Origin of the sequence: Mycobacterium sp. D16Q13 (assembly GCF_002013375.1) — a bacterium.
Lineage (GTDB): Bacteria > Actinomycetota > Actinomycetes > Mycobacteriales > Mycobacteriaceae > Mycobacterium.
In genome coordinates this window covers 216,221-239,360 of the sequence record NZ_MAEW01000008.1, presented here as the reverse complement: position 1 = coordinate 239,360, position 23,140 = coordinate 216,221, and the positions used below count along the sequence as shown (strand labels likewise).

Annotated in this window: 24 protein-coding genes; 13 read left to right on the top strand and 11 right to left on the bottom strand. The window is 63.7% G+C overall.

The genetic code is table 11. The features are described from left to right. The first annotated feature begins 54 nt into the window (after window positions 1–54). The 4 genes from mca to B4400_RS09875 are packed head-to-tail and all read left to right on the top strand — an operon-like array spanning window position 55 to window position 3,572. Window positions 55–924 (top strand): mycothiol conjugate amidase Mca, encoded by an 870-nt coding sequence (gene mca, locus B4400_RS09890; protein ID WP_078309861.1) that lies wholly within the window; start codon window positions 55–57, stop codon window positions 922–924. Then, window positions 921–1,211: a hypothetical protein gene (locus B4400_RS09885; protein ID WP_078292912.1), complete on the top strand. Its 291-nt coding sequence runs from the start codon at window positions 921–923 to the stop codon at window positions 1,209–1,211. Before mca ends, B4400_RS09885 begins: the two co-directional genes overlap by 4 nt. Then, on the top strand, window positions 1,201–3,186 hold the full coding sequence (locus B4400_RS09880; RefSeq protein WP_078309857.1) for a thioredoxin domain-containing protein: 1,986 nt from the start codon (window positions 1,201–1,203) through the stop codon (window positions 3,184–3,186). Before B4400_RS09885 ends, B4400_RS09880 begins: the two co-directional genes overlap by 11 nt. 11 nt (window positions 3,187–3,197) lie before the next feature. Next, a complete protein-coding gene (locus B4400_RS09875; protein WP_078309853.1) occupies window positions 3,198–3,572 on the top strand; it encodes a nuclear transport factor 2 family protein in 375 nt (124 codons plus the stop codon). 24 nt (window positions 3,573–3,596) lie between these two features. Here the strand turns inward: B4400_RS09875 and trhA are convergent, their stop codons facing one another. Then, window positions 3,597–4,349: a PAQR family membrane homeostasis protein TrhA gene (trhA, locus tag B4400_RS09870; protein WP_078309846.1), complete on the bottom strand. Its 753-nt coding sequence runs from the start codon at window positions 4,347–4,349 to the stop codon at window positions 3,597–3,599. A gap of 100 nt (window positions 4,350–4,449) precedes the next feature. Between trhA and B4400_RS09865 the strand changes: the two genes are divergently transcribed. Next, the gene (locus B4400_RS09865) at window positions 4,450–5,232 is read left to right on the top strand and encodes an isoprenyl transferase (RefSeq protein ID WP_078309844.1); all 783 of its coding nucleotides are present in this window, start codon (window positions 4,450–4,452) and stop codon (window positions 5,230–5,232) included. Between the two features lie 34 nt (window positions 5,233–5,266). Next, on the top strand, window positions 5,267–5,824 hold the full coding sequence (locus tag B4400_RS09860) for a DUF2165 domain-containing protein (RefSeq protein WP_212566643.1): 558 nt from the start codon (window positions 5,267–5,269) through the stop codon (window positions 5,822–5,824). Here the strand turns inward: B4400_RS09860 and B4400_RS09855 are convergent. From B4400_RS09855 to B4400_RS09825, 7 genes are read right to left on the bottom strand one after another with little or no spacing between them, the layout of a single operon-like run. Then, entirely contained in the window at window positions 5,803–7,050 is a 1,248-nt protein-coding gene (locus tag B4400_RS09855; protein ID WP_078309984.1) for a cytochrome P450, read from the bottom strand. The genes B4400_RS09860 and B4400_RS09855 overlap by 22 nt on opposite strands. A 5-nt stretch (window positions 7,051–7,055) precedes the next feature. Further along, on the bottom strand, window positions 7,056–7,652 hold the full coding sequence (locus B4400_RS09850; protein ID WP_502688389.1) for a Cif family virulence factor: 597 nt from the start codon (window positions 7,650–7,652) through the stop codon (window positions 7,056–7,058). Continuing rightward, on the bottom strand, window positions 7,613–7,816 hold the full coding sequence (fdx, locus tag B4400_RS09845) for a ferredoxin Fdx (protein WP_078309842.1): 204 nt from the start codon (window positions 7,814–7,816) through the stop codon (window positions 7,613–7,615). The genes B4400_RS09850 and fdx overlap by 40 nt, the downstream gene beginning before the upstream one ends. Beyond that, on the bottom strand, window positions 7,816–9,207 hold the full coding sequence (gene cyp51, locus B4400_RS09840; RefSeq protein WP_078309840.1) for a lanosterol 14-alpha demethylase: 1,392 nt from the start codon (window positions 9,205–9,207) through the stop codon (window positions 7,816–7,818). Before cyp51 ends, fdx begins: the two co-directional genes overlap by 1 nt. After that, complete coding sequence (locus B4400_RS09835; protein WP_078309838.1) at window positions 9,204–10,031, bottom strand: SDR family oxidoreductase; 828 nt, start codon at window positions 10,029–10,031, stop codon at window positions 9,204–9,206. Before B4400_RS09835 ends, cyp51 begins: the two co-directional genes overlap by 4 nt. Next, the gene (locus tag B4400_RS09830; RefSeq protein WP_078309836.1) at window positions 10,031–11,242 is read right to left on the bottom strand and encodes a cytochrome P450; all 1,212 of its coding nucleotides are present in this window, start codon (window positions 11,240–11,242) and stop codon (window positions 10,031–10,033) included. The genes B4400_RS09835 and B4400_RS09830 overlap by 1 nt, the downstream gene beginning before the upstream one ends. Beyond that, window positions 11,239–11,826, bottom strand: coding sequence for a TetR/AcrR family transcriptional regulator (locus tag B4400_RS09825; RefSeq protein ID WP_078309834.1), 588 nt, complete (start codon window positions 11,824–11,826; stop codon window positions 11,239–11,241). Before B4400_RS09825 ends, B4400_RS09830 begins: the two co-directional genes overlap by 4 nt. Window positions 11,827–11,997: 171 nt before the next feature. Between B4400_RS09825 and B4400_RS09820 the strand changes: the two genes are divergently transcribed. The 7 genes from B4400_RS09820 to B4400_RS09790 are packed head-to-tail and all read left to right on the top strand — an operon-like array spanning window position 11,998 to window position 18,853. After that, window positions 11,998–13,467 (top strand): aldehyde dehydrogenase, encoded by a 1,470-nt coding sequence (locus B4400_RS09820; protein WP_078309832.1) that lies wholly within the window; start codon window positions 11,998–12,000, stop codon window positions 13,465–13,467. A 10-nt stretch (window positions 13,468–13,477) separates the two neighbouring features. Then, window positions 13,478–14,230, top strand: coding sequence for an SDR family oxidoreductase (locus B4400_RS09815; RefSeq protein WP_078309830.1), 753 nt, complete (start codon window positions 13,478–13,480; stop codon window positions 14,228–14,230). After that, window positions 14,227–15,093: an NAD(P)-dependent oxidoreductase gene (locus B4400_RS09810; protein WP_078309828.1), complete on the top strand. Its 867-nt coding sequence runs from the start codon at window positions 14,227–14,229 to the stop codon at window positions 15,091–15,093. Before B4400_RS09815 ends, B4400_RS09810 begins: the two co-directional genes overlap by 4 nt. Further along, on the top strand, window positions 15,086–15,454 hold the full coding sequence (locus B4400_RS09805) for a carboxymuconolactone decarboxylase family protein (protein ID WP_078309825.1): 369 nt from the start codon (window positions 15,086–15,088) through the stop codon (window positions 15,452–15,454). Before B4400_RS09810 ends, B4400_RS09805 begins: the two co-directional genes overlap by 8 nt. Then, complete coding sequence (locus B4400_RS09800; RefSeq protein ID WP_078309823.1) at window positions 15,447–16,670, top strand: hypothetical protein; 1,224 nt, start codon at window positions 15,447–15,449, stop codon at window positions 16,668–16,670. The genes B4400_RS09805 and B4400_RS09800 overlap by 8 nt, the downstream gene beginning before the upstream one ends. A gap of 43 nt (window positions 16,671–16,713) precedes the next feature. Next, a complete protein-coding gene (locus B4400_RS09795; RefSeq protein WP_078309977.1) occupies window positions 16,714–18,210 on the top strand; it encodes a carboxylesterase/lipase family protein in 1,497 nt (498 codons plus the stop codon). Between the two features lie 46 nt (window positions 18,211–18,256). Beyond that, window positions 18,257–18,853 (top strand): DUF5701 family protein, encoded by a 597-nt coding sequence (locus B4400_RS09790; RefSeq protein ID WP_078309821.1) that lies wholly within the window; start codon window positions 18,257–18,259, stop codon window positions 18,851–18,853. 5 nt (window positions 18,854–18,858) lie between these two features. Here the strand turns inward: B4400_RS09790 and B4400_RS09785 are convergent, their stop codons facing one another. Genes B4400_RS09785 through B4400_RS09775 form a run of 3 tightly spaced genes read right to left on the bottom strand, consistent with a single transcriptional unit; the run spans window position 18,859 to window position 23,135 of the window. Further along, window positions 18,859–19,440 (bottom strand): TetR/AcrR family transcriptional regulator, encoded by a 582-nt coding sequence (locus tag B4400_RS09785; protein ID WP_286141875.1) that lies wholly within the window; start codon window positions 19,438–19,440, stop codon window positions 18,859–18,861. A 42-nt stretch (window positions 19,441–19,482) separates the two neighbouring features. Continuing rightward, window positions 19,483–21,483 (bottom strand): acetoacetate--CoA ligase, encoded by a 2,001-nt coding sequence (locus B4400_RS09780; protein ID WP_078309817.1) that lies wholly within the window; start codon window positions 21,481–21,483, stop codon window positions 19,483–19,485. Continuing rightward, window positions 21,480–23,135 carry an FAD-dependent monooxygenase gene (locus B4400_RS09775; protein WP_078309973.1) on the bottom strand — a complete coding sequence of 552 codons (1,656 nt, stop codon included), beginning with the start codon at window positions 23,133–23,135 and terminating at the stop codon, window positions 21,480–21,482. The genes B4400_RS09780 and B4400_RS09775 overlap by 4 nt, the downstream gene beginning before the upstream one ends. Between the last annotated feature and the right edge of the window lie 5 nt (window positions 23,136–23,140).

Genomic DNA, 23,140 nt, shown 5'->3' with positions numbered 1-23,140 from the left:
AAACGATGGGGGCGCGAGAGCAGTGACGGCTGACAGAAAGAGGCGGGCGCGCGGGTGACCGGATGGCGATTGATGGCGGTGCACGCCCACCCCGATGACGAGGCCAGCAAGGGTGCCGCCACCACGGCGCGGTACGCCGCCGAGGGCAACGACGTCATCGTGGTGACCCTGACGGGCGGGGAGCGTGGTGACATCCTCAACCCGGCAATGGACCGCCCCGAGGTCGCCGCGAACATCGGGACCATCCGTCGCGAAGAGATGGCCAAGGCCGCGGCCGAGCTGGGCGTGCAACACCGCTGGCTCGGCTATGTGGACTCGGGGCTTCCGCAGGGCGACCCGCTGCCGCCGCTGCCGAGCGATTCTTTTGCCTTGGTGCCCATCGAAGAGCCGATCGCCAAGTTGGTCGCCGTGGTCCGGGAATTCCGGCCTCACGTCATGACGACCTACGACGAGAACGGCGGCTATCCGCATCCGGATCACATTCGGTGCCACGAGGTGTCGATGGCTGCCTTCGAGGCCGCGGCAGACCCGGAGCAGTTCCCCGAGGCAGGTGAGCCGTGGACCGTCAGCAAGATCTACTACAACCATGGATTCATGCGCGCGCGTATGCAGTTGCTCAACGATGAGTGCAAGAACCATGGATACAAGGGCCCTTTCGACGAATGGCTTGAGCGCTGGCCCGCCGATGACGACACTTTTGATCGCCGAGTGACCACCCGCGTGCCCTGCGCCGACTTTTTCGATGCCAGGGACGCCGCGCTGCGCGCGCATGCGTCTCAAATCCCACCGGACAGTAGTTTTTTCGCAGTCCCGCGCGAGTTCGAGCGACGGCTGTGGCCCACCGAGGACTTCGAGCTCGCGAAGTCACGCGTGCCGACGAGTACCCCAGAGGACGACTTGTTCGCAGGAGTTGAAGCCAAATGATGTTGATGGACGCCGTGCTGGTACTCGCCGACGAGAAGAGCCCGACCAATGTCGGACCCGATTTCGGTAAGGCCGGCCCGTTCGGTTTGACGGTGGTGGTGCTGCTGCTGGTGGGCACCTTCTTCCTGGTTCGGTCGATGAATGCGCATCTGCGTAAGTTGCCGGAGACATTCGACCCCGAGCACCCCGAGCCGGACCAGGCCGTCGACGATGGCACGGTCGGAACCTCCGCCGAGGAACCCGAGACGCCTTCGGGTTCCACCGATCAGCGGGGCGATGACCGTTAACCGGCTGGGCGAGGCGACCAGTCCTTATCTGCGCCAGCACGTCGACAACCCGGTGCACTGGCAGCAGTGGACGCCAGAGGCGTTGCAGGAAGCACAGTCTCGCGATGTGCCCATCCTGCTGTCGATCGGGTACGCGGCCTGTCATTGGTGCCACGTGATGGCCCATGAGTCCTTTGAAGACGACGAGGTCGCCGCCGTCATGAACGCCGGGTTCGTCAACATCAAGGTCGACCGCGAGGAGCGTCCGGACCTGGACGCCGTCTATATGAATGCCACCGTCGCGATGAATGGGCAGGGCGGGTGGCCCATGACGTGCTTTCTCACCCCGGACGGCCGTCCCTTCTACACCGGGACCTATTACCCGAAACAGGGTTTTCTGCAGTTACTTTCGGCGGTCCGTGAAACCTGGGATCAGCGCCGAGACGAGGTGGAAGAGGCGGCTTCGAGCATCACTGGCCAGCTGCAGGCGATGTCCGGACGCCTGCCCGCCGGGCCCGGGGTAGATATCGCGCTGTGCGATACCGCGATCGCCGCGATTCTGCCCGCGGAGGATATGCGCTTCGGGGGATTCGGTGGGGCACCCAAGTTTCCGCCCTCGTCTCTGCTGGAGGCGCTGCTGCGCGGATACGAACGAACCGGAGACGCCGCGGTGCTCGGGGCGGTATCACGGACGGCGACGGCGATGGCACGCGGCGGCATCTACGACCAGTTGGCCGGAGGCTTCGCGCGGTACAGCGTGGACGCGGCCTGGGTGGTGCCGCACTTCGAGAAGATGCTCTACGACAACGCACTCCTGCTGCGTGTCTACGCGCATTGGGCTCGCCGCACCGGCGACGCGCTGGCGCGGCGAATCGCTTCCGAGACGGCCGATTTCCTGCTGCGCGAGCTGCGGGTGGGTGACTTGTTCGTCTCGTCGCTGGACGCCGACGCCGATGGCTCCGAAGGCTCCACCTATGTGTGGACGCCCGAGCAGCTCGCCGAGGTCCTGGGGCCGCAAGACGGCGACTGGGCCGCAACGCTTTTTGAGGTGACATCGGCGGGAACCTTCGAGCACGGGAGCTCGGTGCTGCAGCTGTTGCGCGACCCCGAAGGCAACGCAGACGTGGACCGGTGGCGTCGGGTGCGCGAGGCGCTGCTGGCGGCGCGCCAGCACCGGGTGCAGCCCGGCCGCGATGACAAGGCAGTCACCGCCTGGAATGGGTTGACCGTCACCGCGCTCGTCGAAACCTCGATCGCATTGGGCCGTAACGATCTGTTGGACGCGGCCGCGGGGTGCGCCGCCGAGCTGCTGGATCTACATCTGCGCGACGGGCGCTTGCGGCGCGCAAGTCTGGGCGGGCAGGTGTCCGAGGGGGACGGTGTCCTCGAGGACTACGGCACGCTCGCGACCGGTCTGTTGTCCCTCTATCAGGTGACCGGTGAATGGCGCTGGCGTGAGGCCGCCGCGCAGCTGCTCGATACCGCGCTCGATCATTTCGCCGATCCGGATTCGCCCGGCGCCTGGTTCGATGTCGCCGACGATGCCGAGCAGCTGGTGCTCAGGCCGAGTGATCCGTTGGACGGCGCGACCCCGTCCGGGGCGTCCTCGGTGACCGAGGCGCTGCTTATCGGCGGTTATCTGCTGGAAGACGCTCGCTACCGGGACGCCGCGCACGCCTCGCTGTCGGCGGCATCGATGGCGCTGGCACGCGCACCACGCTCAGCCGGCCATTGGCTGGCGGTGGCCGAGGCCGCGGTGCGGGGTCCGATCCAGGTCGCGGTGGCGTGCGGCGCCGAGACCTCGCCACTGTTGCGAAGAGCCCGACTGTCCGCACCCGGCGGTGCGATTGTGGTTGGCGGGGTTAAGGATTCGAGCGAGCTATTGCGGGACAGGGGGCAGGTGGGCGATGTCGACGCGGCCTACGTGTGCCGGGGAACCGTCTGCGATCTCCCGGTGACCGGGACCGAACAATTAGACGCCGCGTTGGGTAGGTAGCGTCCGGGAGCATGACCGTAACCCGCGAAGATGTTCTCGCTGTCGTCCAGAGCTATTGCGACCTGCTCACCACGGGCACCGCAGCACAGATCGCCGACCTGTACGCCGAGGACGCGACCGTCGAAGATCCGCTGGGCGCCGACGTGCTGAAGGGCCGTGAGGCGATCCAGGGCTTCTACGCCACCATCGAGCCGCTGGACCGTCATGGCGAGCTGAAGTTGGTGCGGGCCACGAACAACGAGGCCGCCTTCCACTTCGAGCTGACCATCAAGCATGAGAACGGTGGCATGGTCATCGCGCCGATCGACGTGATGACCTTCGACGACAACGGCAAGATCAGCTCGATGCGGGCCTTCTGGACCCAGGACGACATCAAGCAGCTCTAGTTCCTGTTGCCTGCTGGTTCGCCGTCAGAAGACGGCGAACCAGACAGCGATGTAGTGGCAGGTCGCGGCGATAACGGTCGCGGCATGGAAGAACTCGTGGTGACCGAAGTGCAGCGGCCAGGGGTTGGGCCATTTCACGGCGTACAGAATCGCGCCGACGCTGTAGAAGGCCCCGCCGACGATCAGCAGCACCAGTGCCGGCACCCCAGCGCCGTGCAAGAGCGTCGACGAGAAGCCGATCGCCACCCACCCCAGCAGCAGGTACAGCGGCACCCCCACCCAGCGTGGTGCCGTCGGCCAGCACATCTTGAGAATCACCCCGGCGAGCGCGCCGCCCCACACGATGGCGAGCACCAGATTGCCTTCCGAGGGCGGCATCGCCAGCATCGCGAACGGGGTATAGCTGCCCGCGATGAAGATGAAGATCATCGAATGATCCATCCGCTTCATCCAGGTGCGGGTGGTTTCGGATTTCCAGTTCACCCGGTGATAGGCGGCGCTGACCCCGAAGACGCCCAGCACCGTCAAGCTGTAGATGGCGGTGGCCAGGCCCGCTTGCGGTGAGCGCACCGACCAGGCGACCGACACCAGCACAATGCCCGCGACCACGGCGGCGACACACGCGTAGAAATGGATCCAGCCACGCGCCTTGGGCTTGATCGGGAGAGTCTCGATACCGCCGACGAATGCGGCCATGGGTAGGGAATGCTCAGAACCTTGCGCTTCGGGTGCAAGCTGGGGGTCCGTCCCGCTTGCGGGGACCTCATCGGTCTGCATGCGTCACAGTATCCCTTCCCGTCAGGACCCTGATTGTGAACGTTCTGTGCAGATCCATATCTGCTGCTCCGGCGCGCGGTCGGCTCGCTAGGCTGGGTCCGTGGAGATTATCCCGCCGAGGCTGAAGGAACCGCTGTACAAGCTCTACGAAATGCGGCTCCGGCAGGAGTTGGCCAAGGCGTCGAAACCACGGCACATCGCCGTCCTGTGCGACGGGAATCGCCGCTGGGCCCGGTCGGCCGGGTACACCGATGTCAGCCACGGATACCGGATGGGCGCGCGCAAGATCGGCGAGATGCTCGGGTGGTGTCAGGACGCCGGTGTCGAGATGGCCACCGTGTATCTGCTGTCGGCCGAGAATCTGACCCGCGACCCCGATCAGCTCGGCGAGCTGCTGGAAATCATCACCGACGTCGTCGAGGAGCTGTGCGCCCCGCAGAACAAGTGGAGCGTGCGCAGCGTCGGCGACCTCGACCTGCTGCCCGACGAGGTGGCGGAGCGCATGCGTCAAGCGGTGAAGTCCGCACCTGCGGATGCGGCTTTCCATGTGAACGTGGCGGTCGGCTACGGGGGCCGTCAGGAGATCACCGATGCGGTGCGCACGCTGTTGAACAAAGAGCTGGCCAACGGGGCCAGCGCCGAGCAGCTGGTGCAAGCGGTGACCGTCGACGCTATCTCCGAGAACCTGTACACGTCCGGGCAGCCGGACCCGGATCTGGTCATCCGGACATCGGGGGAGCAGCGGTTGTCAGGATTCCTGCTCTGGCAGAGCGCCTATTCCGAGATGTGGTTCACCGACGCGTACTGGCCCGAGTTCCGCCGCGTGGATTTCCTGCGCGCGCTGCGCGACTACGCCGCGAGAAACCGGCGGTTCGGACAGTAACTGCCACGGTGATGGCGCGTGCTCGGGAGGCTGTGTGAATCGTCGTATTGTGGCTGCGCTGGCCAGATTTGGCACTCTGCGGACGGTCTGCACCGTGCTGGTCGGGTTGACGGCGTTGTACATGATATTGCTGGCATTCGGAAACATCACCGACTTCCACACCAATGAGATGTTCGTTCGGCATGTTCTTGCCATGGATACCACCAACTTTGGTCAGCCGGCTGACCAAGGACTCGATACCGACATCATGTGGCGTGCTATTCGCTCGCCGGCGGCGCAGACTGCGGTCTACTGCCTGATCATCGCCTGGGAGGCGCTATCGGGCGGCATTCTTCTCATGAGCGTGTGGCAATGGTTGACCGGCCACATACCCCAGGCGCGGGCGATGTCCACGGTCGGTCTGCTGATGGTGATCCTGCAGTTCTTCGGCGGGTTCATGGTGGTCGGCGGTGAGTGGTTCCAGATGTGGCGTTCCACCCAGTGGACCGGAACAGAGGTCGCCTTCCGGTGTTCTGCGCTTGCCCTGTTCACTCTGATGTTTGTGCAGTTCGGCCGGCTCTTGCCGGGCGATCAGCGCGAGACCGGGCAGTAGTCCGTGTCGAACTTCTTGATGCCGTTGATCCAGCCCGAATGGAACCGGGGCGCATCCCCGATCCGCGAGATGTCCGGCATGCGATCGGCGATCTTATTGAAGATGATCTCCAGCTCGACCTTCGCGAGGTTGGCGCCCAGGCAGTAGTGGGCTCCCGTGCCGCCGAAGCCCAGATGCGGGTTCGGATCGCGGCTGATGTCGAAGGTATGCGGGTTCTCGAACACTTCCTCGTCGAAGTTGGCCGATGGGTAGAGCATGACCAGTCGTTCACCGGCCTTGATGGACACGCCACCGATCATGGTGTCCTGTAACGCGGTTCGCTGTTGAGAGATCAGCGGTGAGGTGTACCGGACTATCTCGTCGACGGCGGAGGCCGGCCTGCCCTTTTTGAACAGTTCCCATTGGTCGGGGTGTTCCAGGAAGGCCATCATGCCCATGGTGGTGGCGTTGCGGGTGGTTTCGTTCCCGGCCACCGACAGCATCACGACAAAGAATCCAAACTGTTCCGGGGTGAGTTGTTCACCGTCCACCGTCCCGGTCAGCAGGCGGGAAACCACGTCATTGCCCGGACAGTCGCGGCGCCGCTCGGCGAGCTGATATGAGTACCCGAGGATCTGCGCGGCGCCGACACGTGGGTCGATCTCAACATCGGCCTCGTCGTACCCCGTCATCTGGTTGCTCCACTCGAAGAGCTTGACGCGGTCTTCCTCGGGAACGCCGATCAATTCGGCGATGGCCTGCATAGGCAGCTCGCTGGCCACCTCGCGCACGAACTCACCGTGCCCACCTTCGAGGGCTGCCCGGACGATCCGCTCCGCCCGGTCCTCCAGCGTGATGCGCAACGCCGCGATGGAGCGTGGGGTGAACATGCGGGACACCAGTCCACGCAGTTGGGTGTGTTCGGGGGCATCCTTGTTGATGAGGACGGACAGCGTGGCTTGGAACTCCTCCGGGCTGATGTGGTCTTCGAGGCGCGGGATGGCACCCTTGCGGCCCGATGAAAAGATGTCGGTGTGCAGCGAAACCTCGCGTACGTCGCGGTGTTTGGAAATCACCCAGTAGCCGTCGTCGGCGAATCCACCCACCGTGCGCGGCTGCGGGTTCCACCATACTGGTGCCTCGCGGCGCAGGGTCGCGAACTCTTCGTGTGGCATTCGTTCCCCGTACAACCCGGGATCGGTGAAATCGAATCCTTCCGGAAGGCCAAGCTCCGCAGCGCTTTTCATGGTGGTCACCAGAGGGGTACCGGGGTCTTGCCCAGGGGGTAGTAGCCGGGCACCTTCTCGCCCGAGAGGCCCCGCTGGATGCGTCTCTGCATTCCCTCGCTGAGCCTGCCCGCCTTGATCAGGTCCATGTAGAGGGCGGACACATGACCGAAGTCGAAGAAGTCGCGTTGCCAGTTCCACTGTCCGTTACCGGCATACCGGAACCAGCTGCCGCCGATACCGTAGATCTCGGACTCACCGCCGTTGGAGTCCGTGGCGATTTGCTTCCAGAATCCGATGACCTCGCCCTGTTTGTCGTCGACGATCACCTTCTGATAGGGGTATGTCCAGCCCTCCAGGCCCTCCATCTCCTGGCCGAGGGCGATATCCCGTATCTCGTCGATACCGACGCACATCACGTCTTCCTTGGGGCCGATGTTCCAGCCGTAGGTGGCATCGTCGGTGTAGAAGCGCGCCAATGGTTTCCAGTCACCAGCTTTTTCGGCATCCAGATTGGCCTGCAGCCAGTCCGCGACAACGTCATCGAGTTCTTGGCGGGGGAATTCGGGCACAGTCGGCACTCCTAATACTTTTCTGTGATGAATAGGGCTCTGGCGGGACATTGCTCGACGGCCCGCTCGATCTCGTCGCGAGCGTCCTCGGGCGGTTCCGGGTTCAGGATGTCGACGGTGCTGCGTTTGGGAACGCGGAAATAGTCCGGGGCCTCCAGCTCGCACATGGCGTGCCCCTGGCATAGATCCCGGTCGACTTCGATCCTGTAAGGCATCAGGCGCTCCGTCGGCGGTAACGAACTTTGGCCGGCTGGGCCAGCTGTACCACCATCTTGGAATGGTCGTTGTGGTACGAGTCGGCAGGCTGCGCCATCTCGAACTCATACTCGCGCAACAATACCGAGAAGATTGCCTTGATCTGCATGGTGGCGAACGCGGCGCCGACGCAGCGGTGCCGGCCTGCGCCGAACGGTATCCAGGTCCAGCGATTGACGATGTCTTCTTGCCGCGGCTTGTCGTAGCGGTCCGGTACGAATCCGTCGGGGTTGGGGAAGTCCTCGGCGATTCGGTTCGACACGGCGGGGGAGGCCGCCACCATGTCTCCGTCGTGGATCGGGAACCCGCCCACCTCGAATTCGCCCTTGGCGACCCGCATCAGGATGATCAACGGCGGGTGCAGTCGCAGCGTCTCCTTGAGCACATTTTCCAGCTTCGGGATCTGGCGCAGTGCATGGAAACTCACCTCGCTGCCGTCCGCATACAGCTCGTTCAGCTCGTCGACGACCTGCGTGTGGATATCGGGGTGGCGCAGCAGTTCGATGAGCACCCACGAGGCAGTGCCCGAGCTCGTGTGGTGCCCGGCGAACATCATGGAGATGAACATCCCGGTGATCTCGTCGGCGGTGAAGCGGGGATTGCCCTCATCGTCCTTGATCGTGATCAGCACATCGAGCATGTCGCGCTGACTCTTATCCGTCGGCGGGTTCGCGATCCGGTTGTTCATGATCTCTTGAACCAGTGCCACCAAGCCTTTTCGCGCTTCATCGCGTAGACGGAAGCTCTCGATCTCCAGGTACGGGTCCACGTAGCACAACGGATCGGTGCCCTGCTCAAGCTGGTGGTACAGGTGGGCGAACCTGCCGTCTAGCTCGTCACGGAATTTCTTGCCAATCAGGCAGGCCGAGGACGTGTAGATGGTCAGCTCGGCGAAGAAGTCGAGAAGGTCGATCTCACCGCTTTCTCCCCAGCGCGAGATCATCTGCCGGACTTCGTTTTCAATGGTAGCCGCGTGCCCCTTCATCTGTTCGCCGCGCAGCGCCGCGTTGTGCAGCATCTCCTTGCGGCGTTCCGGGTCCGCGTCGAATACCACCCCCTTGCCGAAGATCGGTGTCATGAACGGGTACGCCTCGGCCTGGTCCAGATCTTCGTCGCTGGACCGGAAGAAGAACTCGTTGGCTTCAGCGCCGGAGAGGAATACCACCTGTTTGTCGGCGAGCTGGAACGTGCCGACGTTTCCGCACTCGTCCCGGATGCGTTTCATCAGCGCGATGGGATCGGTGCGGAATTCTTCCAGATGGCCGTACTGGTCCTCGCCGCCGGAGACCCGCGGAACGGTGCTTGATCCCGGGTCGCTGCGCTCCTGCCCTCCGATCAGGGGTTGTTTCATGACGGCATGCCCTCCTCGCCGAGTTCAAGCTTCTGTTTGTCGGCCGGGGCGTCCCTCAACGGAGCCTCCGGCTGCACTTCCATCTCCGCGATATGTGCGCCCCTAGGAGTTTCGGCGACAAAGGTGACTGCACGCGCGATATCGGAGGGACGCAGAAAATAGGAGTGACGCGCCTGTCCCCAGGCTTTCCAATCCTCCAGCATGGGGCCGACCTGTTCGGCGGAAAGCTGCCAGCCCATCGCGGTCAATGTCGGGCCCGGGTGCACAATCGAGGCCCGAACGCCGGTGCCCTCTAGCTCCATGCGCATGGTGTTCACCATGGCGAGCAAGGCCGCCTTCGCCGCCCCATAGGCGCCCACGTGCGGACGCTGGTGCAACGCGACGTCAGACCCGATGAACACCACATCGCCGCGCTGCCGAGTGACCATGTCGGGGACGATCGCCGTGGCAAGCCGATTGGCACCCAACAGGTGCACTTGAATCTGCGCGGCGAAGGTGTCTGCGCTCATTTCATGGACACGGCCGGGGTACATGTCGCCTGCGCCAGACACCAGTAGATCAATCTCACCCAGGGCATCAACACTCTCCGCGACAAAGGATTTCACGGAGTCGGCGTCGGTGACATCGAGAGGAAAGGCCACGGCCTCGCCGCCGTTTTCCCGGATCTTCTCGACGAGCTCGGTCAGCTTGTCGACGCGACGGGCGCCGAGCGCGACCGGAAATCCGCGGCCCGCGAGCTCGATCGCCGTCGCGGCGCCGATGCCCGAGGAGGCTCCACTGATGATTGATGGGCGCCGGCTCGGGTGAGGCTCGAAACGGGGCATCAGCAGACCTCCACGGTGATGGGCAGATAGGCGAATCCACGGACGTTGCTGGAATGCACACGTACGGCGCTACTCTCGTCGATCTCGTATCGCTTGATCCGGGTGAACAGCTCGGTCAGGGCGACCTTGGCTTCCATGCGTGCCAAGTGTGCGCCGAGGCAGAAATGGGCGCCGCTGCCGAAGCTCACGAGCTTGGCGCCGATCTCGCGTCCGATGCGGTACTCATCGGCGTCATCGAATACCCGGTCGTCGCGGTTGGCAGAACCGGGGAGCAGCAGCAGGACGTCACCGGCGGAAATCTTGGTGTCGTAGAACGTCATATCCTCTGCCACGGTGCGGGCGAGGATCTGGCTGGAGGTGTCGTAGCGCAGCGTCTCTTCCACCCACAGCGGTATCCGCTCGTGATCAGCGTGCACGGCGGCGAGCTGGTCGGGGTTGCGGTGGCCCCAGTACACGGCGTTGGCCAGCAGCTTCGTGGTGGTCTCGTTGCCCGCGATCACCATGAGGAACAGGAACGCGAGCACTTCCTCGTCGGTGAGCCGATCGCCGTCGATCTCCGCGTGGAGGAGAGCGGACGTCAGATCGTTGGTCTGGGAAGGCGCTCGGCGTCTTTCACGAACCATGTCGATGTAATAGGTCATCAGGTCGATGGAGGCCTGGATGGCCTTCTGCGGTACGTCGGCGACGCCATCCTCGCGGTGCATGACACCGTCGGCCAACTCGCGGATGCGGGTGCGGTCGGGTTCGGGCACGCCCATCAGTTCCGAGATGACATCCATGGGCAGCTTGCCGGCGTAATCGGCGATGAAGTCGAAGCTCTCGGACTGCAACGCCTTATCCAGGTGCGTGCGGGCCAGCGTGACGACCTGACCCTCGAGCTCGCGTATTCGCCTAGGGGTAAACCCCTTCGATACCAGCGTGCGCAGTCGAAGATGCTCGGGGTCGTCCATCGCCAGGAACGACATCACCAGTTTGGCGTGCGGCCCAAAGGAGGCCTTGTCCATCGAGACGCCATTCGCGTTGGACAACGCCTCGCTGTTCCTGAAGCCCTGCAACACGTCCTGGTGTCGCGACAGTGCCCAGAAGTTCAGCTCGTCGTTGCGATACAGCGGCGCCTCGTCACGCAATCGCCGGTAGTACGGGTACGGGTCTTCGTGGAAGTCGTAGTCGTACGGGTCGAAAACCAGTGAGGACATCGAGGCGGCCGTCATTCGTTCTTTCCCAGCATCAGATCCACGACGAACGTGAGCTTGTCGGCGATCTCGTGATACGTGAAGGTGCCGCTGCCCGCGTGCATGAGGGCACCGAAGAAGGTCATTTCGAGGGCCGACACCACGCGCGGATCTGCGTCGGGTCCCATCGCCGAACGGATCCTGCGGTGGATTTCCAGCCCGATCTTGTCGCGGACGGCGCGCACGGCTTCGTCGTTGTTGCTCAGTAGTGCGGTCGTGCATCCCGTCGCGATCTCGGGCTCGTCGGCGACCACCAATGCCAGGCTCCGCAGCGTCTTGGTGACTCGCGCGGACTGGCCGTCGTTGACGTCGGTGAAGTAGGGCGCTTCATGGATGAGGTCGAGGTAGATCTCGGCGACGAGATGACTCTTGGAGGAGAAGTACGTGTAGGCGGTCGCGGGGGCGACCTTGGCGCGGGCCGCCACGCCGCGGATCGTCATATCCGCGTAGGTGGTCTCGCCGAGCATCTCCCGGCCCGCGGTGACGATCTTGCGAATCGTCTCTTCCTGGCGCCGGTTTCGGGGCGATTCACTTGTGAGGGTCACCACAGCTTCACTGGACACATGTCCAGATTAGCGTCCGCGTTGAGTCTGGACAAGATGCCTCGTGAAAAATGCTGTCCACCACTAATTCCTAAGCCTTCCCTGGCTCCAGTCTTGCCATGATGGGATTTTGATGGTTATGGTTCACGGGTATGGAATGGACAAGTGTCCAGATTCTTGGGATGAGGTGACATGGCGCTCCTGGCCGATGGCGACAGTGATCTGTTCATCGACGGAAAGTTGATTCCCGGAGGTGCCGGGCGGTTCCCGACGGTGAATCCGGCCACGGAAGAGGTGCTCGGCACTGCGGCCGATGCCGACATCGACGACATGAGTCATGCCATCGAGGCAGCGCGCCGCGCGTTCGACGAAACCGGCTGGTCACGGGATGTGGCTCTGCGCGTGCAGTGTCTCCGTCAGCTGCGTGATGGCATGAGAGCTCATATCGAGGAATTGCGAGAACTGACCATCGCCGAGGTGGGGGCACCTCGAATGTTGACCGCCGGCGCGCAGCTCGAGGGGCCGGTGGACGATCTGCGATTCGCCGCGGATACCGCGGAATCCTTCGATTGGAACACCGATCTCGGTATCGCCGCGCCTATGGGTATCAAGACTCGACGCACTCTCGCGCGTGAAGCCGTCGGGGTGGTCGGGGCGGTGACACCGTGGAACTTTCCCCATCAGATCAACCTCGCCAAGGTGGGCCCGGCGCTGGCCGCCGGCAACACCCTGATACTCAAGCCGGCGCCGGATACCCCGTGGTGCGCAGCGGTGTTAGGTCGAATAATCGCCGAGCACACCGACTTTCCACCGGGCGTCTTCAACATCGTCACCTCCAGCGACCACCGCATCGGTGCGCAGCTGTCGACGGATCCCCGGGTGGACATGGTCTCCTTCACCGGCTCCACAGCGACCGGGCGTGCGGTCATGACCGACGCCGCCGCCACTGTCAAGAAGGTGTTCCTGGAGCTTGGCGGCAAATCGGCGTTCGTCGTGCTCGATGACGCCGACATCGCTGCGGCATGCTCCGTCGCCGGATTCACCGCGGCCATGCATGCCGGCCAGGGCTGCGCGATCACTACCCGGCTTGTCGTACCGCGCGAACGATACGACGAGGCGGTGCACGCGGCTGCCGCGACGATGGGCTCGCTCAAGCCGGGGGATCCCACCAAACCGGGAACGATCTGTGGTCCAGTGATCTCGGCCCGCCAGCGCGACAGGGTCCAGTCGTACCTAGATCTTGCTGTGGCCGAGGGCGGTTCATTCGCCTGTGGCGGCGGGCGGCCAGAGGACAGGGACCGCGGATTCTTCATCGAACCCACCGTCGTCACCGGGCTGACCAACGACGCACGGGTGGCGCGCGAAGAGATCTTCGGCCCGGTGCTCGTGGTGATCGCCCATGACGGCGACGACGACGCCGTGCGGATCGCCAACGATTCACCGTACGGACTGTCCGGGACGGTGTTCAGCGGAGACGACGAGCGCGCGGCGCGAGTGGCATCCCGGCTGCGCGTGGGAACGGTGAATGTCAACGGAGGCGTCTGGTACTCCGCCGACGCGCCCTTCGGCGGGTACAAGCAATCGGGTATCGGCAGGGAGATGGGCGTAGCCGGTTTCGAGGAGTACCTGGAGACCAAAGTCATTGCAACGGCTGTGAAATAGAGGAGATCTCATGGGAGAGTTTGAGGGCAAGGTCGCCATCGTCACCGGTGCCGCGCAGGGCATCGGGGAGGCGTACGCACATGCGCTGGCCCGCGAAGGCGCGGCGGTGGTCGTCGCCGATATCAACGCCGAGTTGGGCGAGGGCGTCGCCAAGCAAATCGTGGCCGACGGCGGCAAGGCCATCTTCGCGAGCGTCGACGTTTCCGACCCTGATTCGGCAATAGCCATGGCGGACAAGGCAGTCGCTGAGTTCGGCGGCATTGACTATCTGGTGAACAATGCGGCGATCTACGGCGGTATGAAGCTCGATCTGCTGCTATCGGTGCCGTGGGATTACTACAAGAAGTTCATGAGTGTGAACCAGGACGGGGCGCTGGTCTGCACCCGGGCCGTGTACAAGCACATCGCCAAGCGCGGAGGTGGCGCCATCGTCAACCAATCCTCCACGGCGGCATGGCTGTACTCGGGCTTTTACGGATTGGCGAAGGTAGGCATCAACGGGCTGACCCAGCAGCTGTCCCGTGAATTGGGCGGGCAGAAGATCCGTATCAACGCCATCGCGCCGGGGCCCACCGACACCGAGGCGACCCGCGGTACCGTGCCGGAGCAGTTCCGCAGTGAGCTCGTCAAGAACATCCCGCTGAGCCGCATGGGCACCGTCGACGACATGGTGGGCATGTGCCTTTTCCTGTTGTCAGATAAGGCTTCCTGGATCACCGGCCAGGTGTTCAACGTCGACGGCGGACAGATCATCCGGTCATGACGCAGTCTGCCCTCACGCTGGGGTACATCGGTCTGGGCAATATGGGTGCGCCCATGGCTCAGCGACTTGTCGACTGGCCCGGCGGTCTGACGGTCTTCGATCTGCGGACTGAGACCATGACGCCGCTCGTCGAGGCCGGCGCGCGCGCCGCGGACAACCTGGCCGATGTCGCCGCTGCCGACCTCATCAGCGTCACCGTGCTGGACGACGCGCAGGTGCGTGAGGTGGTTGGGGAACTCGCGCCGAGAGTCAAGCCGGGCACCATCATCGCCATCCACTCCACCATCAGTGACGCGACAGCGGTGCAGCTCGCCAAGGAACTTGCGCCCCAACAGATTCACGTCATCGACGCACCGGTGAGCGGTGGCGCCCCCGGCGCCCACAAGGGCGAGCTCGCCACCATGGTCGGCGCCGACGACGAGACGTTCGCACGGGTCAAGGAGCCCTTCTCGAAGTGGGCGTCGCTGGTGATTCATGCCGGTGCCCCGGGGGCGGGCACCCGAATGAAGCTGGCGCGCAACCTCCTACATTTCGTTGCCTTCACCGCGGCAGGGGAGGCGCAGCGCCTGGCCGAAAGTTGTGGCCTGGATATCACCGATCTGGGCAAGGTGGTGCGTCACACGGACGCCATCACCGGTGGGCCGGGCGCCATCATGTTGCGCGATACCACCGAACCGGTGACATCGGACAGCTTCTGGCACCCGATCTTCACGCATGTGCGCGGTCTCGGTGAGAAGGACCTGAGCCTGGCCCTGGCGCTGGGCGAAGCGCAGTCAGTCCAGCTACCGCTGGCCTCGTTGGCTCGTGAGCGACTGGCCGCGAGTCTTGGTGTGCCACACGAGGAAGGGGCAAGTAATGGATGAGCCGCGCCGCAAGGGCCTGGACAAGATGAAAGAGGTCTACGGCTGGGACATGCCCGACCTGCCCGGCGACTACTTCAAGTACACCGCCGAGCATCTCTTCGGCACTATTTGGGATCGCCCGGAGCTGTCGATGCGTGATCGTCGACTGCTGCTCCTGGGCGCGGTAAGTGCCCTGGGGCTCGACGAGATTCTGGAGATCCAGACGGGTGCCGCGCTCAAGAACGGTGAGCTCACCGATGCCGAGCTGCGGGAGGTGGCGCTGTTTATCACGCACTACGTGGGGTGGCCACTCGGGCAACGGGTCAATAAGCATGTCGAGATGGCCATCGCCAAACGCGCGAAAGAGTCAAAGGGTGACTAGCCGATTCTCCGCGCTATCCCAGGGCCAGTTGGCAGTCCTGGTTCCGGAGCTGCTGCTCATCGGTCAGCTGATCGATCGATCTGGAATGGCCTATTGCATACAGCATTTCGGGCGGGAGGAGATGCTGCAGGTCGCCATCGAGGAGTGGGCGTCATCGAGTCCGATCTACACCCGTCGCATGCAGAAGGCGCTGCGGTTCGAGGGCAACGATGTGATCACCATCTTCAAGGGTATGCAGCTCGACATCGGGGCTCCGCCACAGTTCATGGACTTCCGTTACACCGTGCATGACAAGTGGCACGGGGAGTTTCACCTCGACCACTGTGGTGCGCTGCTCGACGTCGAACCGCTTGGACCCGATTACGTGACGGGTATGTGTCACGACATCGAGGACCCCACCTTCGATGCGACGGCATTCGCCACCAATCCGCATGCGCAGGTACGCCCGATTCACCGGCCTCCGCGCACGCCCGCCGACCGGCATCCGCATTGCGCGTGGACGGTGACCATCGACGAGTCGTTTCCGGCGGTGTCCGGTATCCCGGCCCTGGATGTCGTCGGTGCATCGATAGCTGCCGGTTGGGAATTGGGCGGAATCGATCCGGCCGACGCGGGAGCCTCCGACTACGCCGGACCGCTACTGTCCGACCTGGACTTCGGTGCGTTCTCACATTCGGCACTGGTGCGGATAGCCGACGAGATCTGTCTGCAGATGCATCTCCTGTTTCTGGGGTTCTCGATCGCGGTAGGCAAGAGGGCGGCTGATGCCGAGCTGGCCCGCACTGTATGTACCCAGCAGCTCATCGGTATTGCGGGTGTCGCCGCGGCGCGGATCAAGCAGGCGTTGCAGGTCCCCGACGGGATCGATGGAGTGCTGCAGGTACTCCACGTGCACCCGCTGTTGAATCCCGTCGGATATGTGAACGCCGAAATCTCCGGAGGTCAGCTCCATGTGTGGGAGTCGCCCGCGCACCAGGATCGGGCTTGGATCTCGCTGTGCGGTCCCGCCGAGACGCGGCCGCTGCAGGCCATCGCGACCGCGGTCGATCCGCATATCGGCGCGGAGGTTTCGGGAGATGCCGAGGAATGGGTGGCCGCATTCGTCGAGCATGAGGGTGAGGACAAACAGCTGCCCGAGGTGATGATCGCCAATGTCAGCGGGGGATCGCGGTTCGTCTTCGAGACGCGCAAATCACTGCCTCTGACCGTGGTGTGAGGCGCCGATGACAAAGGGCTCGAAAGACGTTGCGCGGGTTCCGGTGCGGGTGCAGACCGCGAACGGCGTGGTGGAGGGTTTCCGCGATACCGGTGTGCATCGTTTTCGCGCTATACCGTACGCCGAGCCCCCGGTGGGTGCATTGCGCCTGCGCAGCCCGGCGCCCGCGAAACCCTGGGCTGGGGTGCTGCCCTGCGATTCCTGGAAATCGGCGTCTCCGCAGAAACGTATCTACGTACCGCTCTCGATCAACAGGTTCCAGGCGGTCAGCGAGGACTGTCTGACGGTGAACGTCACCGTCCCGGATGAGACCTCCGGGGAGGCACTGCCGGTGATGTTCTACATCCACGGCGGCGCCTATGTTTTGGGCAGTTCCGCGCTGGCCTTATACGACGGCGCCGATCTTGCGCGGCGTGGCTGTGTCTTCGTCTCGGTGAACTATCGGGTGGGGGCCTATGGGGCCATCGACCTGTCCTCCCTGTCGGATGACCGGCACACCATCGACAGCAATCTGTACCTGCGCGATCTGGTGCTGGCACTGCGGTGGGTGCGCGACAACATAGCGGCCTTCAACGGAGACCCCAACAGTGTCACGATCTTTGGCGAAAGCGCCGGTGCGCATTGTGTCCAGATGCTGGTGACCGTTCCGGCGGCCGCCGGGCTGTTCCAGCGCGCGATCTGCCAGAGCACGGCCAGCGGAATGATCCACACCCGGGATGAGGCGGCGGCCACAGCGCGCCAGCTCGTCGAGTATCTCGGTGTCGACCGCCGCGGCTCCGCTGAGGCGGTCATCAATGCCAGACCGCGCGATCTCGTGCGGGCGACACACCGGCTGCTCACCGCGAAAACCCGGGAATCGGCCTTCTCGCTGGGTGTGGGCCCCAGCATCGACGGTGAGATTGTACCCGATGACCCGATCGCGATGATGGAACGCGGTGAGGCGCACCGGGTCCCGCTCATCATCGGATACAACGCGGAAGAGGTCCGGTTGTTCAACCGACTGCTGACCCGGGTGATGTCGGTGTCCCGGTTCGACGCACGTGCTGTCGCGGGAACTCTCGGTGCCCTCGGCCCGGAGGCCGCGAAGCGGGTGATCAGTTCCTACGAGGGCTATCCGTCCAAGACTGCTGTGGTGCGTCTCATGGGGGATGCGATGTTCGGCTCGGAGGCCTGGCGCGTGGCGCAGGCGCACAGCCATCACTCGTCGGTCTACTTCTACCGGTACGACTATGCGCCGCGCCCGCTGCGGCGTTTCGGGCCGGGGGCCGCGCACGCGACGGAACTGTTCGCGGTGTTCGGCCACTTCAAGCGCTGGCCCGCATTGGCCGGGAAAAGAGATATGCAGGACGCGTTGGCGCTCACCGAGGACATTCAGAGCCGCTGGCTCGCGTTCTCACGCACGGGCATCCCGGGCACCGAATGGCCGGTCTACAGGGAGCCGGAGCACGCCGTCATGGTGTTCGACCACCATCGGCGTATCGATCTGGACCCGCATCGCGCGCAGCGGGAGTTGTGGCGCGATCTCAGCCGCGCAGCCTGAGCGGTCCTCGCGGGAACTTGCCGGGAGATCGCTGCGTTGACGGTCAATGCCCGCTGCTCAGGATGAATTCGACCGCCAGCTCGCCCATCTGACTGAACGTGGATACCCAGTCGACGACAGCGCCGTCGAGCTTCGTACTCGGATCGCTGATCTTCCACCGTCCACCGTCGAGCCCGGCGATCACATTCCGTTCGTTCTGGTCGTCACCGGACTCAGCTATGAGCAGACGGCGCCGTTGATGAGCCTGAATGGGCGCAACGGGTTTCATGTCATGGATGACGGCGACGCCGAGGTGTACCAACCGATCGTGAACATCCCGGGTCGGGTCTACCTGCTCACCGATATCGACACCGGGAGCGAGTTCTGCGATGTGACGCCGGAGCGGGCACTGGAGACGATCACCGCGCGCGGACGCTCTCCGCTGACGATCGACGAGGGCATCATTCTGGTGATGATGCGGCCGGACATGTTGCGCAAGAACAAGTGCTTCTCGCTGGCCGCCTCGCGGGGGAAAGGACAGCGGGTGCCTGCGATCTGGATATCCGATCGGCGCCCGAAGCTCGGATGGTGCTGGGATCGCAATCCGCACACCTGGCTGGGCACCGCCTCATGCGGTGCGAGGTTGACGAGCGGTAATCCGTGAAGTGATTACTTGCGTCTGGCCTTGCGCGCGCTCGCCACGCCAATAGCCGCATCGACGACCATGTCGATGTATTCGGTCAGGGGACGGTCGATCGCGCGGACACTGATGAGCATCCCCTCGAAGAAGATGTGTGCCACGTCGGTCACGAGCGTTCGGTCGACATCGGAGGGCGCATGCGCGTCGATGACCTTCAGAAGCCGTTCTTCAAGCCACCGTTGCACCTCGCCGTAGACCTCGCGAAGGGCCTCCGAATCGGCCATTCGCTCATAGGCCTCGCGATGCATACCGCGAAACGGAAGCATCTGTTCGAGCAATTCCGCCAATTCGGCATGGGGGTCACCGGCGATCTTGCGGTTCGACTCGATGTGTCGACGGCTCTCGATGAAAATCTTGTGCAGTGATGCCGCGAATAGGTCGTCTTTGGTCGGGTAGTACCAGAGCACCGCCGCCGGTGCCACGCCGACGGCCTTACCCACCGCGGCGATGCTGGTCTCCCGGTAGCCCTGGGTGGTGAACAGCTTGCTCGCAGCATCGAGGACTGCTGCCTCGCGTAGGGCCTTCGGTACCCCCTGATTGTTTTTCGGCACGACATCGACCATATGGCATCCGGACAGCATCTTGACGCTCAGTCAAGGGGTAGCCGGTCCGTTCGCGGGTACTCCGGTACGGCTGTGGGCAAACGCTGTGTACCAATCGAGCGCATCCGGGTTGGCCAGCGCGGACGCTGCAGTACTGGTTGCCGAGCTACCTTCCGCCAGTATCCTTTTCACCGAAATCTCGGCCCTTTTGTTTGTGTGGGTCATAGGAATGTCTGGTGCGGCGACGATGTCGTCCGGTACATGCCGCGGCGAGGCCTCGCGACGGATGATGGCGCGAATCCGCTCTTTGAGGTCGTTGTCGAGGGTGTGTCCGTCGGCCAACACGACGAACAGCGGCAGGTAGTACCCGCCGTCCTGTTCTTCGACGCCGACCACGAGCGAGTTCTTGATTTCAGACATGCCATCGAGTGCGGTGTAGATATCCGCACTACCGAAGCGCACGCCGAATCGATTGAGAGTGGCATCGGAGCGTCCGTGGATGATGAAACCGCCGTGCTGTGTCTCGGTGATCCAATCGCCGTGGGTCCACACGCCGGGGAAGCGTTCGAAGTACGCGGCTCGGTATCGGGTCTCCTCGGGGTCGTTCCAGAATGCAACGGGCATGGACGGAATGGGGCGGGTAATCACCATTTCGCCCACCGAACCGATCACTCTGTCACCCTGTTCCGACCAGGCCTGCACCGCGACCCCGAGGGCCGGTCCTTGTATCTCGCCCAGACGTGTGGGCTCAAGTGGATTGGATCCGACGAAGCTGCTGCAGATGTCGGTTCCTCCTGAGACCGAAGCGAGGTGCACGTCGGCCTTGACGGCCTCGTGCACCCACGACCACGTCGGGGTGGGCAGCGGCGATCCTGTGGACATCAGATGCCCTAGCTTGCGCAGGTCCCAATCCTGGCCCGGATTCAGTCCGGCCTGTTGGACACGGCTGAGATAGGCGGCACTGGTGGCAAATTGCGTGACGCCCAGGCGCGCGACGATCTCGAATTGTCGGTCGATGCGTGGGTATGTGGGTGAGCCGGGATAGACCACAACCGATGCACCGCACATCATGTTGGTTAACAACGTATTCCACATCATCCACGACGTACTGGCGGCGGTGTAGTAGACATCGGCGTACCCGACGTTGTGGTTGAGCGCGCCACTTTTCCACGCTTCCAAGACGATTCCGCCGTGCCCATGCACGATTCCCTTGGGAACGCCCGTGGTGCCCGAGGAGAACAACACCCACAGCGGATGATCGAAAGGGACGCGATCGTAATGTGGCTTGGCGTCGCCCTCGCAGAGAGTACCGAAGTGGAGCCACGCCGGGCTATCGTCGGTGTCCGTGACCAGTACGGCGTGCCGCAGCGTCGGCAGTTGCATACGGATCTGTGCCAGATGTTCTTGGCAGTCCACATGTTTGCCGTTGTACTGGTAGGACATTGACCCGATGAGGGCCACGGGCTCCAGCTGCGCGAAACGATCCAGCGTCCCTTGCACAGAGATCTCCGGGGAGACGATGGCCCACACAGCGCCGATGCTTGCGGTGGCCAGCTGCGCGATGATGGCCTCGGCAGTGTTGGGGAGCACCGCCACGATCCGATCGCCGGGTTTGGTCCCCAACTCGCGCAGCGACGCGGCCAGGGCGGCCACGCGGGTTTCCAGCTCGCGCCAACTGATCTCCCGCGTGGCGTCCTCCTCGTCGATCTCGTAGAGGGCGGCGTCGTCGGCGTGCTGGGGCAGCCGCGCGTAGCGCAGTACGTTCTCGGCGAAGTTCAGCCGGGCCTGTGGATACCAGATGGCATCAGGCATCTGATCGACCGCCAGCGCGGGGCCATCGAGTCCTTCTCCGATGACATCGAAATACCCGCGTACACAGCTCCAGAACTCAGAAGGGTCGCGCACCGACCATTCCCAGGCCTGTCGGTAGCCATCGAGGGTGAGATCGCGTTCGTCTTCTAACCACTGTAAGAACCGGGACAGACGGCTGTCACGCCGCTGAAGGGCGGTGGGACGCCAGCTGATGGGAGGCTCGTCAGTTGCTCTACTCATGGAAGCGCATCCACCACCTCACGACACAAGCCTGTGGTCAGTACGGAGTGCAGGACACTCCGTACTTCATTTTCCGAGATCCCTGCGGACTCTCTTATGCGCCAGGCGATATGGCCGTCCGGGCGCACCAGAATGGCGCCGTCGCGGCCGATGCCGAGCGGATCCTCGCCCTCGATATGAAGATCCTTTCCGACACGCAACACCTGGCCGGGAGCACCGTAGAGGTTCCCGGCAGCAAGCCAGGAGAGCGCATCCGGTCCCGCGATCAGCGTGAGCCCCGGAACCACGAGGTCCAACGTCGACACCCGCTCTCCGCGGCAGCGCACCCAGGCGTGCGGCAGGCGGCCCCCGACCGCGCCCTGGTCGGGCGGGAACACCGATGCCCGCGGGGTCCCGGAGCTGCCGTAGACGTATCCGATCTCCTGGTCGAGGCAGCGGAAATGCTCGCGTTGTTCGGGAATCGCCCGCGCTAGAGCCTCTCGCGCCGACTGTGCGACCTCCGGGTCGCTACTTTCCAATAGTGCTGCCACCTCCAGGGTTTGGGGTCCGACACCGGCTTCCGTCATCTTGATCGCGTTGGTGAGGCTGAATCGGCCATTGTCCAGGGCAACGGGGCGGCGCTCGGATTCGTAGCTGTCCAGGAGTTCTGGCGGCGCCCACCCGTTCATGACGGCCGCCAGCTTCCAGCCGAGGTTGTCGGCGTCGGCAAGACCGGTATTCATGCCGTAGCCACCTGTCGGGGGAAATTGGTGAGCGGCATCGCCGACCAACAAGATTCGACCGTCACGGTAGTGTGCCGCGGTTCTCAGACTCAGGTTCCAAGCCCCCACAGACTTGACGTCGACGTCGAGTCCGGGAATGCCGATGGCATTGCGCACCAATTGGCGACAGCGTTCATGAGTGAACTCAGCCAGGGATTCGGCAGCAGGGTCGTAGCCGAAGTTGTATGTCCAGCGGAGCTTTCCGTCCATCGCGATGAGTGCGCCCGCCGACTCCGTATTGAGGACCCAGGTCAGGATGCTCGGGACAACCCCGGCGCGTGCGGCGATATCGGCGTGGAAGTACACGTTGATGTGGTGGGCGAGAGATATCGGATCTCCCCAATCCACATTGAGCCAGGTGCAGCTCGTGGCGCCGGCACCCACCGCCGCCACCGCGTATTCGGCGTATTCGGTACCGCCATCGGTATGGACGGCTACCGTGTCGCCGCGGTCTTGCACGTCCATAACTGACGTGTCAAACCGAACTTCCGACATGCCTTGTACACGTAGGGCATTGAGCAGATGCGTTTGGACGCGATCCTGGGCGCAGGAGACCGTGCGCGTCGGGGAGGCGTGCGCCCGGCGGGTCAACTCCGGCTGCGGCATGTCATCAAGGTCGATGCACCCGAACTCCTCGCCGGCCATGGTGCTTTTCCACGTGACGTGACGCATGAAGTTATGGCCGATCGCATCCGCTTCCACTGCGTTGGCGATGCCCCAGGCGCGGAAAAGTTCCATGGTCCTCGTGTTCACCACATGGGCACGCGGGTGCGGGTTGACGCCCGTGAATCGCTCGAATATCACACTGCGAATCCCGTAGCGGCCCAATACGTATGCGGTGGCCAGACCGGTTGGTCCTGCTCCGATGATGGCAACTGGCGATGTGGACATGGCGG

Coding starts and splice junctions, on each gene's coding strand:
- B4400_RS09880 (WP_078309857.1), top strand. CDS start 1,201: ATGACCGTTAACCGGCTGGGCGAGGCGACCAGTCCTTATCTGCGCCAG.
- B4400_RS09885 (WP_078292912.1), top strand. CDS start 921: ATGATGTTGATGGACGCCGTGCTGGTACTCGCCGACGAGAAGAGCCCG.
- B4400_RS09775 (WP_078309973.1), bottom strand. CDS start 23,135: ATGTCCACATCGCCAGTTGCCATCATCGGAGCAGGACCAACCGGTCTG.
- B4400_RS09790 (WP_078309821.1), top strand. CDS start 18,257: ATGCCCGCTGCTCAGGATGAATTCGACCGCCAGCTCGCCCATCTGACT.
- fdx (WP_078309842.1), bottom strand. CDS start 7,816: ATGCCTTACAGGATCGAAGTCGACCGGGATCTATGCCAGGGGCACGCC.
- B4400_RS09820 (WP_078309832.1), top strand. CDS start 11,998: ATGGCGCTCCTGGCCGATGGCGACAGTGATCTGTTCATCGACGGAAAG.
- B4400_RS09810 (WP_078309828.1), top strand. CDS start 14,227: ATGACGCAGTCTGCCCTCACGCTGGGGTACATCGGTCTGGGCAATATG.
- B4400_RS09780 (WP_078309817.1), bottom strand. CDS start 21,483: ATGAGTAGAGCAACTGACGAGCCTCCCATCAGCTGGCGTCCCACCGCC.
- B4400_RS09850 (WP_502688389.1), bottom strand. CDS start 7,652: ATGTCCCGCCAGAGCCCTATTCATCACAGAAAAGTATTAGGAGTGCCG.
- trhA (WP_078309846.1), bottom strand. CDS start 4,349: ATGCAGACCGATGAGGTCCCCGCAAGCGGGACGGACCCCCAGCTTGCA.
- cyp51 (WP_078309840.1), bottom strand. CDS start 9,207: ATGAAACAACCCCTGATCGGAGGGCAGGAGCGCAGCGACCCGGGATCA.
- B4400_RS09875 (WP_078309853.1), top strand. CDS start 3,198: ATGACCGTAACCCGCGAAGATGTTCTCGCTGTCGTCCAGAGCTATTGC.
- B4400_RS09815 (WP_078309830.1), top strand. CDS start 13,478: ATGGGAGAGTTTGAGGGCAAGGTCGCCATCGTCACCGGTGCCGCGCAG.
- B4400_RS09835 (WP_078309838.1), bottom strand. CDS start 10,031: ATGCCCCGTTTCGAGCCTCACCCGAGCCGGCGCCCATCAATCATCAGT.
- B4400_RS09855 (WP_078309984.1), bottom strand. CDS start 7,050: ATGAAAAGCGCTGCGGAGCTTGGCCTTCCGGAAGGATTCGATTTCACC.
- B4400_RS09805 (WP_078309825.1), top strand. CDS start 15,086: ATGGATGAGCCGCGCCGCAAGGGCCTGGACAAGATGAAAGAGGTCTAC.
- B4400_RS09830 (WP_078309836.1), bottom strand. CDS start 11,242: ATGACGGCCGCCTCGATGTCCTCACTGGTTTTCGACCCGTACGACTAC.